The 14,077-nt window shown below is 54.8% G+C and carries 28 protein-coding genes; all 28 read right to left on the bottom strand.

Translation table 11 applies throughout. The annotated features are described in order from the left end of the window. Nucleotides 1-195 precede the first annotated feature (195 nt). Entirely contained in the window at nucleotides 196-582 is a 387-nt protein-coding gene (gene rplQ, locus ACM6JM_RS25885) for a 50S ribosomal protein L17 (RefSeq protein WP_007955635.1), read from the bottom strand. Nucleotides 583-624: 42 nt separating this feature from the next. Next, entirely contained in the window at nucleotides 625-1,626 is a 1,002-nt protein-coding gene (locus ACM6JM_RS25880) for a DNA-directed RNA polymerase subunit alpha (protein WP_003186012.1), read from the bottom strand. A gap of 26 nt (nucleotides 1,627-1,652) precedes the next feature. Next, nucleotides 1,653-2,273, bottom strand: a complete 621-nt coding sequence (rpsD, locus tag ACM6JM_RS25875; protein ID WP_011336168.1) for a 30S ribosomal protein S4 — start codon at nucleotides 2,271-2,273, stop codon at nucleotides 1,653-1,655. 18 nt (nucleotides 2,274-2,291) lie between these two features. After that, nucleotides 2,292-2,681, bottom strand: a complete 390-nt coding sequence (gene rpsK / locus ACM6JM_RS25870; protein ID WP_002555466.1) for a 30S ribosomal protein S11 — start codon at nucleotides 2,679-2,681, stop codon at nucleotides 2,292-2,294. A gap of 30 nt (nucleotides 2,682-2,711) precedes the next feature. Next, nucleotides 2,712-3,068 (bottom strand): 30S ribosomal protein S13, encoded by a 357-nt coding sequence (rpsM, locus tag ACM6JM_RS25865; protein ID WP_009045849.1) that lies wholly within the window; start codon nucleotides 3,066-3,068, stop codon nucleotides 2,712-2,714. A 130-nt stretch (nucleotides 3,069-3,198) separates the two neighbouring features. After that, nucleotides 3,199-3,315 (bottom strand): 50S ribosomal protein L36, encoded by a 117-nt coding sequence (gene rpmJ / locus ACM6JM_RS25860; protein ID WP_002555468.1) that lies wholly within the window; start codon nucleotides 3,313-3,315, stop codon nucleotides 3,199-3,201. Nucleotides 3,316-3,342: 27 nt separating this feature from the next. After that, a complete protein-coding gene (secY, locus tag ACM6JM_RS25855; RefSeq protein WP_003228718.1) occupies nucleotides 3,343-4,671 on the bottom strand; it encodes a preprotein translocase subunit SecY in 1,329 nt (442 codons plus the stop codon). Further along, nucleotides 4,672-5,109: a 50S ribosomal protein L15 gene (gene rplO, locus ACM6JM_RS25850; protein ID WP_003228720.1), complete on the bottom strand. Its 438-nt coding sequence runs from the start codon at nucleotides 5,107-5,109 to the stop codon at nucleotides 4,672-4,674. Nucleotides 5,110-5,112: 3 nt separating this feature from the next. Further along, nucleotides 5,113-5,289, bottom strand: coding sequence for a 50S ribosomal protein L30 (rpmD, locus tag ACM6JM_RS25845; RefSeq protein ID WP_003176408.1), 177 nt, complete (start codon nucleotides 5,287-5,289; stop codon nucleotides 5,113-5,115). 2 nt (nucleotides 5,290-5,291) lie between these two features. Then, nucleotides 5,292-5,792 (bottom strand): 30S ribosomal protein S5, encoded by a 501-nt coding sequence (gene rpsE / locus ACM6JM_RS25840; protein ID WP_007955637.1) that lies wholly within the window; start codon nucleotides 5,790-5,792, stop codon nucleotides 5,292-5,294. A 3-nt stretch (nucleotides 5,793-5,795) separates the two neighbouring features. After that, complete coding sequence (gene rplR, locus ACM6JM_RS25835) at nucleotides 5,796-6,146, bottom strand: 50S ribosomal protein L18 (RefSeq protein ID WP_003186037.1); 351 nt, start codon at nucleotides 6,144-6,146, stop codon at nucleotides 5,796-5,798. Nucleotides 6,147-6,156: 10 nt separating this feature from the next. Further along, a complete protein-coding gene (gene rplF / locus ACM6JM_RS25830; RefSeq protein ID WP_011336170.1) occupies nucleotides 6,157-6,690 on the bottom strand; it encodes a 50S ribosomal protein L6 in 534 nt (177 codons plus the stop codon). 12 nt (nucleotides 6,691-6,702) lie between these two features. Beyond that, nucleotides 6,703-7,095 (bottom strand): 30S ribosomal protein S8, encoded by a 393-nt coding sequence (gene rpsH / locus ACM6JM_RS25825; protein WP_003228724.1) that lies wholly within the window; start codon nucleotides 7,093-7,095, stop codon nucleotides 6,703-6,705. A 209-nt stretch (nucleotides 7,096-7,304) separates the two neighbouring features. Beyond that, a complete protein-coding gene (rpsN, locus tag ACM6JM_RS25820) occupies nucleotides 7,305-7,610 on the bottom strand; it encodes a 30S ribosomal protein S14 (protein WP_007955639.1) in 306 nt (101 codons plus the stop codon). A gap of 13 nt (nucleotides 7,611-7,623) precedes the next feature. Next, the gene (gene rplE, locus ACM6JM_RS25815) at nucleotides 7,624-8,163 is read right to left on the bottom strand and encodes a 50S ribosomal protein L5 (RefSeq protein ID WP_003210069.1); all 540 of its coding nucleotides are present in this window, start codon (nucleotides 8,161-8,163) and stop codon (nucleotides 7,624-7,626) included. 20 nt (nucleotides 8,164-8,183) lie between these two features. Beyond that, on the bottom strand, nucleotides 8,184-8,498 hold the full coding sequence (gene rplX / locus ACM6JM_RS25810) for a 50S ribosomal protein L24 (protein ID WP_003186046.1): 315 nt from the start codon (nucleotides 8,496-8,498) through the stop codon (nucleotides 8,184-8,186). Nucleotides 8,499-8,509: 11 nt separating this feature from the next. Further along, entirely contained in the window at nucleotides 8,510-8,878 is a 369-nt protein-coding gene (gene rplN, locus ACM6JM_RS25805) for a 50S ribosomal protein L14 (RefSeq protein ID WP_002555479.1), read from the bottom strand. Between the two features lie 23 nt (nucleotides 8,879-8,901). Then, nucleotides 8,902-9,168, bottom strand: coding sequence for a 30S ribosomal protein S17 (gene rpsQ / locus ACM6JM_RS25800; RefSeq protein WP_003194644.1), 267 nt, complete (start codon nucleotides 9,166-9,168; stop codon nucleotides 8,902-8,904). 2 nt (nucleotides 9,169-9,170) lie between these two features. Next, nucleotides 9,171-9,362, bottom strand: coding sequence for a 50S ribosomal protein L29 (gene rpmC, locus ACM6JM_RS25795; RefSeq protein ID WP_002555481.1), 192 nt, complete (start codon nucleotides 9,360-9,362; stop codon nucleotides 9,171-9,173). Further along, complete coding sequence (gene rplP / locus ACM6JM_RS25790; RefSeq protein ID WP_003228729.1) at nucleotides 9,362-9,775, bottom strand: 50S ribosomal protein L16; 414 nt, start codon at nucleotides 9,773-9,775, stop codon at nucleotides 9,362-9,364. The genes rpmC and rplP overlap by 1 nt, the downstream gene beginning before the upstream one ends. Nucleotides 9,776-9,787: 12 nt before the next feature. Then, nucleotides 9,788-10,474 carry a 30S ribosomal protein S3 gene (rpsC, locus tag ACM6JM_RS25785; protein ID WP_003176422.1) on the bottom strand — a complete coding sequence of 229 codons (687 nt, stop codon included), beginning with the start codon at nucleotides 10,472-10,474 and terminating at the stop codon, nucleotides 9,788-9,790. Between the two features lie 13 nt (nucleotides 10,475-10,487). Beyond that, a complete protein-coding gene (gene rplV, locus ACM6JM_RS25780) occupies nucleotides 10,488-10,820 on the bottom strand; it encodes a 50S ribosomal protein L22 (protein ID WP_003103908.1) in 333 nt (110 codons plus the stop codon). Between the two features lie 11 nt (nucleotides 10,821-10,831). Continuing rightward, nucleotides 10,832-11,107 (bottom strand): 30S ribosomal protein S19, encoded by a 276-nt coding sequence (gene rpsS, locus ACM6JM_RS25775; protein ID WP_011336172.1) that lies wholly within the window; start codon nucleotides 11,105-11,107, stop codon nucleotides 10,832-10,834. Nucleotides 11,108-11,123: 16 nt separating this feature from the next. Continuing rightward, nucleotides 11,124-11,948 (bottom strand): 50S ribosomal protein L2, encoded by an 825-nt coding sequence (rplB, locus tag ACM6JM_RS25770; RefSeq protein ID WP_003186055.1) that lies wholly within the window; start codon nucleotides 11,946-11,948, stop codon nucleotides 11,124-11,126. A 14-nt stretch (nucleotides 11,949-11,962) separates the two neighbouring features. Beyond that, nucleotides 11,963-12,262, bottom strand: a complete 300-nt coding sequence (gene rplW / locus ACM6JM_RS25765; RefSeq protein WP_002555488.1) for a 50S ribosomal protein L23 — start codon at nucleotides 12,260-12,262, stop codon at nucleotides 11,963-11,965. Next, complete coding sequence (gene rplD, locus ACM6JM_RS25760) at nucleotides 12,259-12,861, bottom strand: 50S ribosomal protein L4 (RefSeq protein WP_003228735.1); 603 nt, start codon at nucleotides 12,859-12,861, stop codon at nucleotides 12,259-12,261. Before rplD ends, rplW begins: the two co-directional genes overlap by 4 nt. A 12-nt stretch (nucleotides 12,862-12,873) precedes the next feature. Continuing rightward, nucleotides 12,874-13,509 (bottom strand): 50S ribosomal protein L3, encoded by a 636-nt coding sequence (gene rplC / locus ACM6JM_RS25755; RefSeq protein ID WP_007955641.1) that lies wholly within the window; start codon nucleotides 13,507-13,509, stop codon nucleotides 12,874-12,876. 80 nt (nucleotides 13,510-13,589) lie between these two features. Beyond that, nucleotides 13,590-13,901, bottom strand: coding sequence for a 30S ribosomal protein S10 (gene rpsJ / locus ACM6JM_RS25750; protein WP_003186070.1), 312 nt, complete (start codon nucleotides 13,899-13,901; stop codon nucleotides 13,590-13,592). Between the last annotated feature and the right edge of the window lie 176 nt (nucleotides 13,902-14,077).

Below are 14,077 nucleotides of genomic sequence, written 5' to 3'. Positions count from 1 at the left end.
CTTGTTGGGGAGTATCGATCATCACTATGACAGTCACAAATTCATTAACTTATGACCATCAATAGAGAAAAACTAACACTGAATCCCCGCACATAGTGCAGACACAAACAGGGTAGAAGCTTGTACGAACAGCGCATTTCTTACAGGCACAAAAAACCGGGCACTAGGCCCGGTTCCTTGTTTAAGACTGACGTCTTACTCAGCGGATACAGCTTCACCGCCGACAGCACGATCAACCAGTTCGACGTACGCCATAGGCGCGTTGTCGCCAGCGCGGAAACCGCACTTGAGGATGCGCAGGTAGCCACCCTCACGGGTAGCGTAACGCTTGCCCAGGTCGTTGAAGAGCTTACCAACGATAGCTTTCGAACGAGTACGGTCGAAAGCCAGACGACGGTTAGCAACGCTGTCTGTCTTGGCCAGAGTGATCAGCGGCTCGGCAACGCGGCGCAGTTCTTTGGCTTTTGGCAGAGTAGTTTTGATCAGCTCGTGCTCGAACAGCGACACCGCCATGTTTTGGAACATGGCCTTGCGGTGCGAGCTGGTGCGGCTCAGGTGACGCCCACTTTTACGATGACGCATGGTTCATTCCTTACCAAACACTACGTTCGGTGATTACGACGATCAGGCAGTCGCCTTGTCGTCCTTCTTAAGACTTGCAGGCGGCCAGTTGTCGAGGCGCATGCCGAGGGACAGACCGCGGGAGGCCAGAACGTCCTTGATTTCAGTCAAGGATTTCTTGCCCAGGTTCGGAGTCTTCAACAGCTCTACTTCGGTACGCTGAATCAGGTCGCCGATGTAGTAGATGTTTTCCGCCTTAAGGCAGTTAGCCGAACGTACAGTCAGTTCCAGATCGTCAACCGGGCGAAGCAGGATCGGATCGATCTCGTCTTCCTGCTCGACAACCACTGGCTCACTGTCACCTTTGAGGTCGACGAACGCAGCCAACTGCTGTTGCAGGATGGTTGCAGCGCGGCGGATAGCCTCTTCAGGATCCAGGGTACCGTTGGTTTCCAGATCAATAACCAGCTTGTCCAGGTTGGTACGCTGCTCGACACGGGCGTTTTCCACCACGTATGCGATACGGCGAACCGGGCTGAACGAAGAGTCAAGCTGCAAGCGACCGATGCTGCGGCTTTCGTCTTCATCGCTCTGACGCGAGTCGGCTGGTTCATAACCACGACCACGAGCTACAGTGAGCTTCATGTTCAGGGCGCCGTTAGACGCCAGGTTAGCGATTACGTGATCGGGATTAACGATCTCGACATCATGATCCAGCTGAATATCGGCAGCGGTAACCACCCCCGAACCCTTCTTCGACAAGGTCAGCGTAACTTCGTCACGACCGTGCAGCTTGATGGCCAGACCTTTAAGGTTCAACAGGATTTCAATTACGTCTTCCTGTACACCTTCGATGGCGCTGTACTCGTGGAGCACACCGTCAATCTCGGCCTCGACTACTGCGCAGCCGGGCATTGAGGACAACAGGATGCGGCGCAGCGCGTTGCCCAGGGTGTGGCCAAAACCACGCTCGAGAGGCTCGAGAGTGATCTTGGCGCGGGTTGGACTGACAACCTGCACATCAATGTGGCGGGGTGTCAGGAACTCATTTACCGAAATCTGCATGGATGCACCTATTTTCTAGCCCTTACTTACTTGGAGTAGAGCTCGACAATCAGGCTTTCGTTGATGTCGGCGGACAGATCACTGCGAGCAGGAACGTTCTTGAAAACGCCCGACTTCTTCTCAGCATCTACCTCTACCCATTCTACGCGACCACGTTGGGCGCACAGCTCGAGAGCTTGGACAATGCGAAGTTGGTTCTTTGCCTTCTCGCGAACAGCAACCACGTCACCAGCACGAACCTGGTAGGACGGAACGTTTACGGTCTGGCCGTTAACGCTGATCGACTTGTGCGATACCAGCTGACGGGATTCGGCACGAGTCGAACCGAAGCCCATACGGTATACAACGTTGTCCAGACGGCATTCGAGCAGTTGCAGCAGGTTTTCACCAGTTGCACCTTTCTTGCTGGCAGCAGCTTTGTAGTAGCCGCTGAACTGACGCTCGAGAACGCCGTAAATACGACGGACCTTCTGCTTTTCGCGCAGTTGGGTGCCGTAATCGGACTGGCGACCGCGGCGTTGGCCGTGGATACCAGGTGCTGCTTCAATGTTGCACTTCGATTCGATCGCGCGCACGCCGCTCTTCAGGAAGAGATCGGTGCCTTCGCGACGAGCGAGTTTGCATTTTGGACCAATGTAACGAGCCATTCTTTACAATCTCCTGGATTACACGCGGCGCTTCTTCGGCGGACGGCACCCGTTGTGCGGGATTGGCGTCACGTCGGTGATGCTGGCGATCTTGTAGCCACAGCCGTTCAAAGCGCGGACTGCGGATTCACGACCTGGACCTGGGCCCTTGACATTCACGTCGAGGTTTTTCAGGCCGTATTCCAGCGCAGCTTGACCAGCACGCTCAGCAGCTACTTGAGCAGCGAACGGGGTGGACTTGCGGGAACCGCGGAAACCCGAACCACCGGAGGTAGCCCAGGAAAGAGCGTTACCTTGACGGTCGGTGATGGTCACGATGGTGTTGTTAAAAGAGGCATGGATGTGGGCGATGCCATCAACCACTGTCTTTTTAACTTTTTTACGAGGACGAGCAGCAGGTTTTGCCATGATTAAATTCCTGTCGATTCGCTGGGGCGATTACTTGCGGATCGGCTTACGCGGACCTTTACGGGTACGCGCGTTGGTCTTGGTACGCTGACCGCGTACTGGCAGACCACGACGATGACGCAGACCGCGATAGCAACCGAGGTCCATCAAGCGCTTGATTTTCATGTTGATTTCGCGACGCAGGTCACCTTCAGTGGTGAACTTCGCCACTTCGCCACGCAGCTGTTCAATCTGCTCGTCGCTCAGATCCTTGATCTTTGCGGCTGGGTTTACCCCAGTCTCTGCACAGATCTTCTGTGCAGTAGTGCGACCAACACCATAGATGTAGGTCAGCGAGATAACAGTATGCTTGTTATCTGGAATGTTAACGCCTGCAATACGGGCCATTCAGTGGGACTCCAATTGACAGCTACCTACGCCCCGGAAGCCAAGAAATAGGGCGCGAGATAATATCGCTGTAATAACAAATAATCAACCCGGTAGCGCACTAGCTACCGGGCTTGAAGCACAATCACACTCAGCCTTGGCGCTGTTTGTGACGCGGTTCCGCGCTGCAAATTACTCGAACAACACCTTCGCGGCGAATAATCTTGCAGTTACGGCACAGCTTTTTCACCGATGCACGAACTTTCATCACCAACTCCTCGAACCTTATGGGTACTCAGCGCAACATGCCGCTGCCGTAACCCTTCAGGTTGGCTTTCTTCATCAGGGATTCGTACTGGTGCGAAACGAGGTGCGATTGTACTTGGGACATGAAGTCCATCACAACCACGACCACGATCAGCAACGAGGTCCCGCCAAGGTAGAACGGAACGTTTGCTGCAACCACCAGGAACTGGGGCAACAAGCACACGGCCGTCATGTAAAGAGCACCGAACATGGTCAAGCGAGTCAGAACGCCATCAATATAGCGTGCGGACTGCTCACCTGGACGGATGCCCGGAATAAAGGCACCGGACTTCTTCAGGTTTTCCGCTACGTCTTTCGGATTGAACATCAACGCCGTATAGAAGAAGCAGAAGAAAATAATCCCTGCACTAAACAGCAGAATATTCAACGGCTGACCAGGAGCGATCGACTGCGAGATGTCCTGCAACCAGCCCATACCTTCAGACTGACCAAACCAGGCACCCAACGAAGCCGGGAACAGCAAAATGCTGCTCGCGAAAATAGCCGGAATAACACCGGCCATGTTCACCTTCAGCGGCAAGTGGCTTGTCTGCGCAGCAAAAACCTTGCGGCCCTGCTGACGCTTGGCGTAGTGAACAGCGATACGACGCTGACCACGCTCAATGAACACCACGAAACCGATAATCGCTACTGCCAGCAAACCGATGGCAACCAAGGCGAAGATATTGATATCGCCCTGACGCGCAGACTCGAAAGACTGCCCGATTGCTCTCGGAAGACCGGCGACGATACCCGAAAAAATCAACATCGAGATACCGTTGCCTACACCACGCTCAGTAATCTGCTCACCCAGCCACATCATGAACATCGCGCCAGCCACAAACGTGGAGACCGCGACGAAATGGAAGCCAAAGTCACCAGTGAACGCAACGCCCTGCCCCGCCAGGCCAATGGACATGCCAATGGCCTGAACGAGAGCGAGGACGACGGTGCCGTAGCGGGTGTACTGGCTGATCTTGCGACGGCCAGCTTCACCTTCCTTCTTCAACTGCTCCAGCTGCGGGCTGACGGCGGTCATCAGTTGCATGATGATCGATGCCGAAATGTACGGCATGATCCCCAGTGCAAAGATGCTCATCCGCTCCAGCGCGCCGCCGGAAAACATGTTGAACAAGCTAAGAATGGTCCCCTCATTCTGTCGAAACAGGTCCGCGAGTCGGTCCGGGTTGATACCTGGAACCGGGATGTGTGCGCCTATTCGGTAGACGATAATCGCCAGGAACAGAAAACGCAGACGAGCCCAAAGTTCAGACATACCGCCTTTGCCGAGCGCAGAGAGAGCACCTTGCTTAGCCATTTATTCCTCGAACTTGCCGCCAGCTGCTTCGATAGCCGCACGCGCACCCTTGGTGGCGCCGATTCCCTTGCCGATAGTGACAGCGCGAGTCACTTCACCGGACAGCATGATTTTCACACGCTGTACGTTGACGTTGATCACGTTGGCATCTTTCAGGGACTGCACGGTGACGATGTCGCCTTCCACTTTAGCCAGCTCGGACAGACGCACTTCTGCGCGATCCATGGCTTTCAGGGAAACGAAACCGAACTTCGGCAGGCGACGATGCAGCGGCTGTTGACCGCCTTCAAAGCCTGGAGCAATGGTGCCACCGGAGCGGGAAGTCTGACCTTTGTGACCACGGCCACCAGTCTTACCCAAACCACTACCGATACCACGGCCCGGACGATGCTTTTCGCGACGGGAACCCGGCGCTGGACTCAGATCATTGAGTTTCATCGATTAACCCTCGACACGCAGCATGTAGTAAGCCTTGTTGATCATCCCGCGATTCTCGGGAGTATCCTGGACTTCTACAGTGTGACCGATGCGACGCAGACCCAGACCCTTAACGCACAGTTTGTGGTTAGGGATGCGGCCGGTCATGCTTTTGATCAGCGTAACTTTAACGGTAGCCATGATTACTTGATCTCCTCAACACGCAGGCCACGCTTGGCTGCAATGGACTCAGGAGACTGCATAGCCTTCAGACCCTTGAAAGTGGCGTGAACCACGTTTACAGGGTTAGTCGAGCCGTAGCACTTGGCCAGAACGTTCTGAACGCCAGCAACTTCGAGGACTGCACGCATAGCGCCGCCAGCGATGATACCGGTACCTTCAGAAGCAGGCTGCATGTACACCTTCGAAGCGCCATGGGCGGACTTCATTGCGTACTGCAGAGTGGTGCCGTTCAGATCAACCTGGATCATGTTGCGGCGAGCAGCTTCCATTGCCTTCTGGATCGCAGCAGGCACTTCACGCGACTTGCCACGGCCGAAGCCAACACGCCCTTTACCATCACCAACCACGGTCAACGCGGTGAAAGTGAAGATACGGCCGCCTTTTACGGTTTTGGCTACGCGGTTAACTTGAACCAGCTTCTCGATGTAGCCTTCGTCGCGCTTTTGGTCGTTATTTGACATAACTTAGAACTCCAGCCCAGCTTCACGAGCAGCATCAGCCAGCGCTTTAACGCGGCCGTGGTACTTGAAGCCAGAGCGGTCGAAAGCCACCTGCGAGACGCCAGCGGCCTTAGCACGCGTAGCGACCAGCTGGCCAACCTTAGTGGCCGCGTCGATGTTGCCAGTGGCGCCATCACGCAGTTCTTTATCCAAAGTCGAGGCGCTTGCCAGGACTTTGTTGCCGTCGGCCGAAATGACCTGGGCGTAGATGTGCTGCGAAGAGCGGAACACGCAGAGACGCACGACTTCGAGTTCGTGCATTTTCAGGCGTGCTTTGCGAGCGCGACGCAGTCGAGTAACTTTTTTGTCGGTCATTTGCTATGCCCTACTTCTTCTTGGCTTCTTTACGACGGACGACTTCGTCCGCGTAGCGCACACCTTTGCCTTTGTACGGCTCTGGTGGACGGAAGTCGCGGATCTCGGCGGCCACTTGACCTACCAGCTGCTTGTCGATGCCCTTGATCAGGATATCGGTCTGGCTAGGAGTCTCAGCGGTGATGCCTTCCGGCAGTTCGTAATCCACTGGGTGCGAGAAGCCAAGAGCCAGGTTCAGCACCTGACCTTTTGCTTGCGCTTTGTAACCAACACCGACCAGCTGGAGCTTGCGCTCGAAGCCTTGGCTTACGCCCTGGACCATGTTGTTTACCAACGCACGAGTGGTACCGGCCATTGCGCGAGTCTGTTGATCGCCATTGCGAGCAGCAAAACGCAGCTCACCAGCTTCTTCAACGACTTCAACGGACGAATGGACGTTCAGTTCAAGAGTACCCTTGGCACCCTTCACCGAAAGCTGTTGGCCTGCGAATTTTACTTCGACACCGGCTGGCAGCTTAACGGGGTTCTTAGCGACGCGAGACATGCTTATCCCCCCTTAGAACACAGTGCAAAGAACTTCGCCGCCGACACCGGCAGCGCGCGCAGCACGATCAGTCATCACACCTTTGTTGGTGGAGACGATAGACACACCGAGACCACCACGTACCTTTGGCAGATCTTCGACGGACTTGTACTGACGCAGGCCTGGACGGCTAACGCGCTTCACTTCTTCGATGACCGGACGGCCTTCGAAGTATTTCAGCTCGATGGACAGCAGCGGCTTGGTTTCGCTGCTGATCTGATAACCCGCGATGTAACCTTCGTCCTTCAGGACTTTTGCTACAGCCACCTTCAACGTGGAAGACGGCATGCTTACGACGGACTTTTCAGCCATCTGGGCATTACGGATTCGAGTTAGCATGTCCGCTAACGGGTCCTGCATACTCATGGGCTAGACGCTCCTAATACAGAAAAATTAGCCTTGCGGCTACTACTTGTCGCCGAGGAATTCCGGGCGTAAAAAACACGGGCTCAGGCGAGCCGGTCATTCTAGACACACCCCAGAAATGAATCAAGCCCCAAAAGGGGCTTGATTCAAGTTCAAGGCCACCGATGGTCAGGTTCTTGCGACCCCGACCATCAAGGCTTTGACAGCAATTACCAGCTGGCTTTAACCAGGCCTGGTACGTCACCACGCATTGCCGCTTCACGCAGTTTGTTACGGCCGAGGCCGAACTTGCGGTAAACGCCGTGCGGACGACCGGTCAGACGGCAACGGTTACGCATGCGCGAAGCGCTTGCGTCACGCGGTTGCTTCTGCAGAGCTACGGTAGCTTCCCAACGCGCTTCTGGACTTGCGTTCAGATCGACGATGATAGCTTTCAGCGCTGCACGCTTGACGGCGTACTTGGCAACGGTGAGCTGACGCTTCAGCTCACGGTTTTTCATGCTCTTCTTGGCCATTTTCCTACTCCAATCAGTTGCGGAACGGGAATTTGAAAGCACGCAGCAGAGCGCGGCCTTCGTCATCGTTCTTAGCAGTGGTGGTCAGGGTAATGTCCAGACCGCGGAGAGCATCGATCTTGTCGTAGTCGATTTCCGGGAAAATGATCTGCTCTTTCACGCCCATGCTGTAGTTGCCACGACCATCAAAGGACTTGGCATTCAGGCCGCGGAAGTCGCGAACCCGAGGCAGGGAGATCGACAGCAGACGATCCAGGAACTCGTACATACGCTCACGGCGCAGGGTCACTTTGACGCCGATCGGCCAACCTTCACGGACTTTAAAGCCAGCGATGGATTTGCGAGCGTAGGTCACAACGACTTTCTGGCCGGTGATCTTTTCCAGGTCAGCAACAGCGTGCTCGATGACTTTTTTGTCGCCGATCGCTTCGCCCAGACCCATGTTCAGGGTGATCTTGGTAACGCGCGGAACTTCCATCACGTTCGAAAGCTTAAGTTCTTCCTTAAGTTTCGGAGCGATTTCCTTCCGGTAAATCTCTTTTAGTCGTGCCATGGTCTTCTACCTAGCAGTGTTCAAGCATCAACCGCTTTTTGGGTCGACTTGAAGACACGAATTTTCTTACCGTCTTCTACTTTGAAACCAACGCGGTCAGCCTTGTTGGTTTCGCCGTTGAAGATGGCGACGTTGGAAGCGTGCAGTGGCGCTTCTTTCTCGACGATACCGCCCTGTACGCCCGACATCGGGTTAGGCTTGGTATGACGCTTGACCAGGTTCAGACCGCCAACAACCAGACGGTTGTCAGCAAGAACCTTCAGCACCTTACCGCGCTTACCTTTGTCTTTGCCGGCGATCACGATGATCTCGTCGTCACGACGAATCTTTTGCATGTCGGATCTCCTTACAGCACTTCTGGGGCGAGCGAGACGATCTTCATGAACTTCTCAGTACGAAGTTCACGGGTCACTGGCCCAAAGATACGGGTGCCGATCGGCTCTTGCTTGTTGTTCAGAAGAACAGCAGCGTTGCCATCAAAGCGGATAATGGAGCCATCAGCACGACGTACGCCGTGACGAGTGCGGACTACAACAGCAGTCATCACCTGGCCTTTTTTCACCTTACCGCGAGGAATTGCTTCCTTCACGGTAACTTTGATGATGTCACCGATACCAGCGTAACGACGATGGGAGCCACCCAGCACCTTGATGCACATAACACGGCGAGCGCCGCTGTTATCGGCCACATCGAGCATGGATTGAGTCTGAATCATATAATTTCTCCGACCCCTAGCCCTTAGACTTCCACAGCGCGTTCGAGAACATCAACCAGCGCCCAAGACTTGGTCTTGGCCATCGGACGAGTTTCACGAATAGTGACTTTGTCGCCGATGTGGCACTGATTGGTTTCGTCGTGCGCGTGCAGCTTAGTCGAACGCTTAACGTATTTACCGTAGATCGGGTGCTTAACGCGACGCTCGATCAGAACGGTGATGGTTTTGTCCATCTTGTCGCTGACAACACGGCCAGTCAGCGTACGGACAGTTTTTTCGGCTTCAGCCATGATCACTTACCTGCCTGCTGGTTGAGCACAGTCTTCACGCGAGCGATGTCACGCTTAACTTGCGAGAGCAGATGAGACTGCCCCAACTGGCCAGTTGCTTTCTGCATACGCAGATTGAACTGGTCGCGCAGCAAGCCGAGCAGTTGCTCGTTCAGCTGCTGTGCGGATTTTTCACGAAGTTCATTCGCTTTCATCACATCACCGTCCGTTTAACAAAGGAGGTGGCGAGCGGCAGCTTTGCAGCAGCCAGGGCGAAAGCCTCACGCGCCAGCTCTTCAGAAACACCCTCGATTTCATACAGGACTTTGCCTGGCTGAATCTGGGCAACCCAGTACTCCACGTTACCCTTACCTTTACCCATACGAACCTCGAGAGGCTTCTTGGAGATCGGCTTGTCCGGGAATACACGGATCCAGATCTTGCCGCCACGTTTTACGTGACGGGTCAGTGCACGACGCGCTGACTCGATCTGACGAGCGGTGAGACGACCACGAGCTACAGACTTCAGCGCGAACTCGCCGAAGCTGACTTTGCTACCGCGCAGTGCCAGACCACGGTTGTGGCCGGTCATCTGCTTGCGGAACTTCGTACGCTTAGGTTGCAACATTTGGCGTACCCCTTACTTAGCAGCTTTTTTACGAGGCGCTGGTGCTTGTGGCTTCAGCTCTTCTTGGCGACCACCAATTACTTCGCCTTTGAAGATCCAAACCTTTACACCGATCACACCGTAAGTGGTGTGAGCTTCGTAGTTGGCATAGTCGATGTCGGCACGCAGGGTGTGCAGTGGCACACGACCTTCGCGATACCATTCAGTACGTGCGATTTCAGCACCGCCGAGACGACCGCTCACTTGGATTTTGATGCCTTTGGCACCAATGCGCATGGCGTTCTGTACAGCGCGCTTCATGGCGCGACGGAACATTACACGACGCTCCAGCTGCTGAGCTACGCTCTGCGCAACCAGCATACCGTCGAGCTCCGGCTTGCGGATCTCTTCGATATTGATGTGCACAGGCACACCCATTTGCTTGGTCAGGTCCTGACGCAGTTTCTCAACATCTTCACCTTTCTTCCCGATAACAATACCTGGACGAGCGGTGTGGATGGTGATGCGTGCAGTTTGAGCCGGACGATGGATATCGATACGGCTTACGGACGCGCTTTTTAGTTTGTCTTGGAGGTATTCACGCACCTTCAGATCAGCGAACAAGTAGTCCGCATAAGTCCGACCGTCTGCGTACCAGACGGAGGTGTGCTCCTTGACGATTCCCAGGCGAATGCCAATGGGATGTACTTTCTGACCCATCTCTTCGACTCCGTTACTTGTCAGCAACCTTGACAGTGATATGGCAAGACCGCTTGACGATGCGATCAGCACGGCCTTTGGCACGTGGCATGATGCGCTTCAGCGAACGCCCTTCGTTGACGAAAACGGTGCTGACCTTCAGGTCATCAACGTCTGCGCCTTCGTTATGCTCGGCGTTGGCTACGGCCGACTCCAGCACTTTTTTCATGATCTCGGCGGCTTTCTTACTGCTGAAAGCCAACAGGTTGAGCGCTTCGCCCACCTTCTTCCCGCGGATCTGGTCGGCGACCAAGCGGGCTTTCTGGGCGGAGATTCGAGCGCCCGACAACTTAGCGGCTACTTCCATTTCCTTACCCCTTAACGCTTGGCTTTCTTGTCTGCCACGTGCCCGCGATAGTTGCGGGTACCGGCGAACTCGCCCAGTTTGTGGCCGACCATGTCTTCGTTAACGAGAACTGGGACGTGCTGACGACCGTTGTGTACTGCGATGGTCAGACCGACCATTTGTGGCAGGATCATCGAACGACGCGACCAAGTCTTAATTGGTTTGCGATCGTTCTTTTCCGCCGCCACTTCGATCTTCTTCAGTAGGTGAAGATCAATAAAAGGACCTTTTTTCAGAGAACGTGGCACTGTCGTATCCCTCTATTTACTTGCGACGACGGACGATCATTTTGTCGGTACGCTTATTACCACGAGTCTTCGCGCCCTTAGTCGGGAAGCCCCATGGCGATACCGGATGACGACCACCAGAGGTACGACCTTCACCACCACCATGTGGGTGGTCAACCGGGTTCATGGCAACACCACGAACGGTTGGGCGAACGCCACGCCAGCGCTTGGCACCAGCTTTACCCAGCGAACGCAGGCTGTGCTCGGAGTTCGAGACTTCGCCCAGGGTCGCACGGCACTCAGCCAGTACTTTACGCATTTCACCCGAACGCAGACGCAGGGTCACGTAAACGCCTTCACGAGCGATCAGCTGAGCCGAAGCGCCAGCGGAACGAGCGATTTGCGCGCCTTTACCTGGCTTCAGTTCGATGCCGTGTACGGTGCTACCAACTGGAATGTTGCGCAGTTGCAGAGCGTTGCCCGGCTTGATCGGTGCCAGAGCACCTGCGATCAGCTGGTCGCCAGCGCTCACGCCTTTAGGGGCGATGATGTAGCGACGCTCGCCATCTGCGTACAGCAGCAGAGCGATGTGAGCAGTACGGTTTGGATCGTATTCGATACGCTCGACAGTGGCAGCGATGCCATCCTTGTCGTTGCGACGGAAGTCGACCAGACGATAATGCTGCTTATGACCACCACCGATGTGACGAGTGGTAATACGGCCATTGTTGTTACGACCACCAGACTTCGATTTTTTCTCGAGCAGCGGTGCGTGAGGAGCGCCTTTATGCAGCTCCTGGTTGACCACCTTGACCACAAAACGGCGGCCAGGGGAAGTCGGTTTGCATTTAACGATTGCCATGATGCACCCCTTCCTTACTCAGCACTGCTGCTGAAATCGAGATCTTGGCCTGGCTGAAGGGAGATAACTGCCTTCTTCCAGTCATTACGCTTGCCCAGACCGCGAGCGGTGCGCTTGCTCTTACCCAGAACATTCAGGGTAGTAACACGCTCAACTTTCACGCTGAACAGGCTTTCGACGGCCTTCTTGATTTCCAGCTTGGTTGCATCAGTAGCAACCTTGAAAACGAACTGGCCTTTCTTGTCTGCCAGAACCGTAGCCTTCTCGGAAACGTGCGGGCCAAGCAGAACTTTAAATACGCGTTCCTGGTTCATCCCAGCAGCTCCTCGAATTTCTTCACGGCCGACACGGTGATCAACACCTTGTCGTATGCGATCAGACTAACTGGATCGGAACCTTGCACGTCACGTACATCAACGTGTGGCAGGTTGCGAGCAGCCAGGTACAGGTTCTGATCAACAGCGTCCGACACGATCAGAACATCGGTCAGGCTCATGTTGTTCAGTTTGCCCAGCAGGTCTTTGGTTTTCGGAGTTTCAACTGCGAAGTCCTGAACCACGACCAGACGATCAGTACGCACCAGCTCAGCAAGGATGGAACGCATTGCTGCGCGATACATCTTCTTGTTCAGCTTCTGGGAGTGATCCTGTGGACGAGCTGCAAAGGTGGTGCCGCCGCCGCGCCAGATTGGGCTGCGAATAGTACCGGCACGAGCACGGCCAGTACCTTTCTGACGCCATGGGCGCTTGCCGCCACCACGAACGTCGGAACGGGTCTTCTGCTGCTTGCTACCCTGACGGCCGCCAGCCATGTAGGCCACGACTGCTTGGTGAACCAGCGTCTCGTTGAACTCGCCGCCAAATGTCAGTTCGGAAACTTCGATCGCTTGAGCGTCATTTACATTTAATTGCATGTCAGCTTCCCCTTAACCGCGAGCCTTGGCTGCCGGACGTACAACCAGGTTGCCGCCAGTAGCGCCAGGTACAGCGCCCTTGACCAACAACAGATTGCGTTCAGCGTCCACGCGCACTACTTCCAGGGACTGCACGGTCACGCGCTCAGCGCCCATATGACCGGACATTTTTTTGCCCTTGAATACACGACCAGGAGTCTGGCACTGGCCGATAGAGCCTGGGACGCGGTGGGATACGGAGTTACCGTGGGTGTTATCTTGCCCGCGGAAGTTCCAACGCTTGATCGTACCCTGGAAGCCTTTACCTTTGGACTGACCGGTTACATCAACCAGTTGACCAGCAGCGAAGATTTCAGCGTTGATCAGATCGCCGGCCTGGTACTCGCCTTCTTCAAGACGGAATTCCATTACGGTACGACCAGCGGCAACGTTCGCCTTGGCGAAGTGGCCAGCTTGAGCAGCTGTAACACGGGAAGCACGACGCTCGCCGACAGTGACTTGCACTGCACGATAGCCATCGGTTTCTTCAGTTTTGAACTGGGTGACGCGATTCGGCTCGATCTCAATGACCGTGACCGGAATGGAGACACCTTCTTCGGTGAAAATACGGGTCATACCCGCTTTACGACCGACTACACCAATAGTCATGTTGTAAACCTCATGAGTGTACGGGGCTTTCACCCGCTATGGCCGCCCATTTCAGAGCGTTACACGACCAAGACCGAGTCTTAGCCGAGGCTGATCTGCACTTCCACACCGGCCGCAAGATCAAGCTTCATAAGTGCATCAACGGTTTTATCCGTTGGCTGAACGATGTCCAGAACGCGCTTATGAGTGCGGATTTCGTACTGGTCACGCGCGTCTTTGTTGACGTGCGGGGAAACCAGAACGGTGAACCGCTCTTTACGGGTAGGCAGTGGAATTGGACCACGCACTTGAGCACCAGTACGTTTCGCGGTTTCCACGATTTCCTGGGTTGATTGGTCGATCAGGCGATGGTCAAAAGCCTTCAACCTGATACGGATTTGCTGATTTTGCATTGGATTTCAGACTCCGGCTGCTATTCCCACCGGGCGCAATACGCCCGTTAAAAGGAGGCGCAATTCTATAGACGCCCCAGATAGGTGTCAACCCAATAAAAAAGCCCCCGCTAAGCGGGGGCTTTTTCAACTCATCAGAGCTGACTCAATAAAGAGATCACTCGATGATTTTAGCT

This window comes from Pseudomonas sp. IT-P2 (genome assembly GCF_949767575.1).
GTDB lineage: Bacteria > Pseudomonadota > Gammaproteobacteria > Pseudomonadales > Pseudomonadaceae > Aquipseudomonas > Aquipseudomonas pharyngis.
Note: the sequence above shows the minus strand (reverse complement) of the source record. Positions and strands in the feature narration are given on the sequence as shown.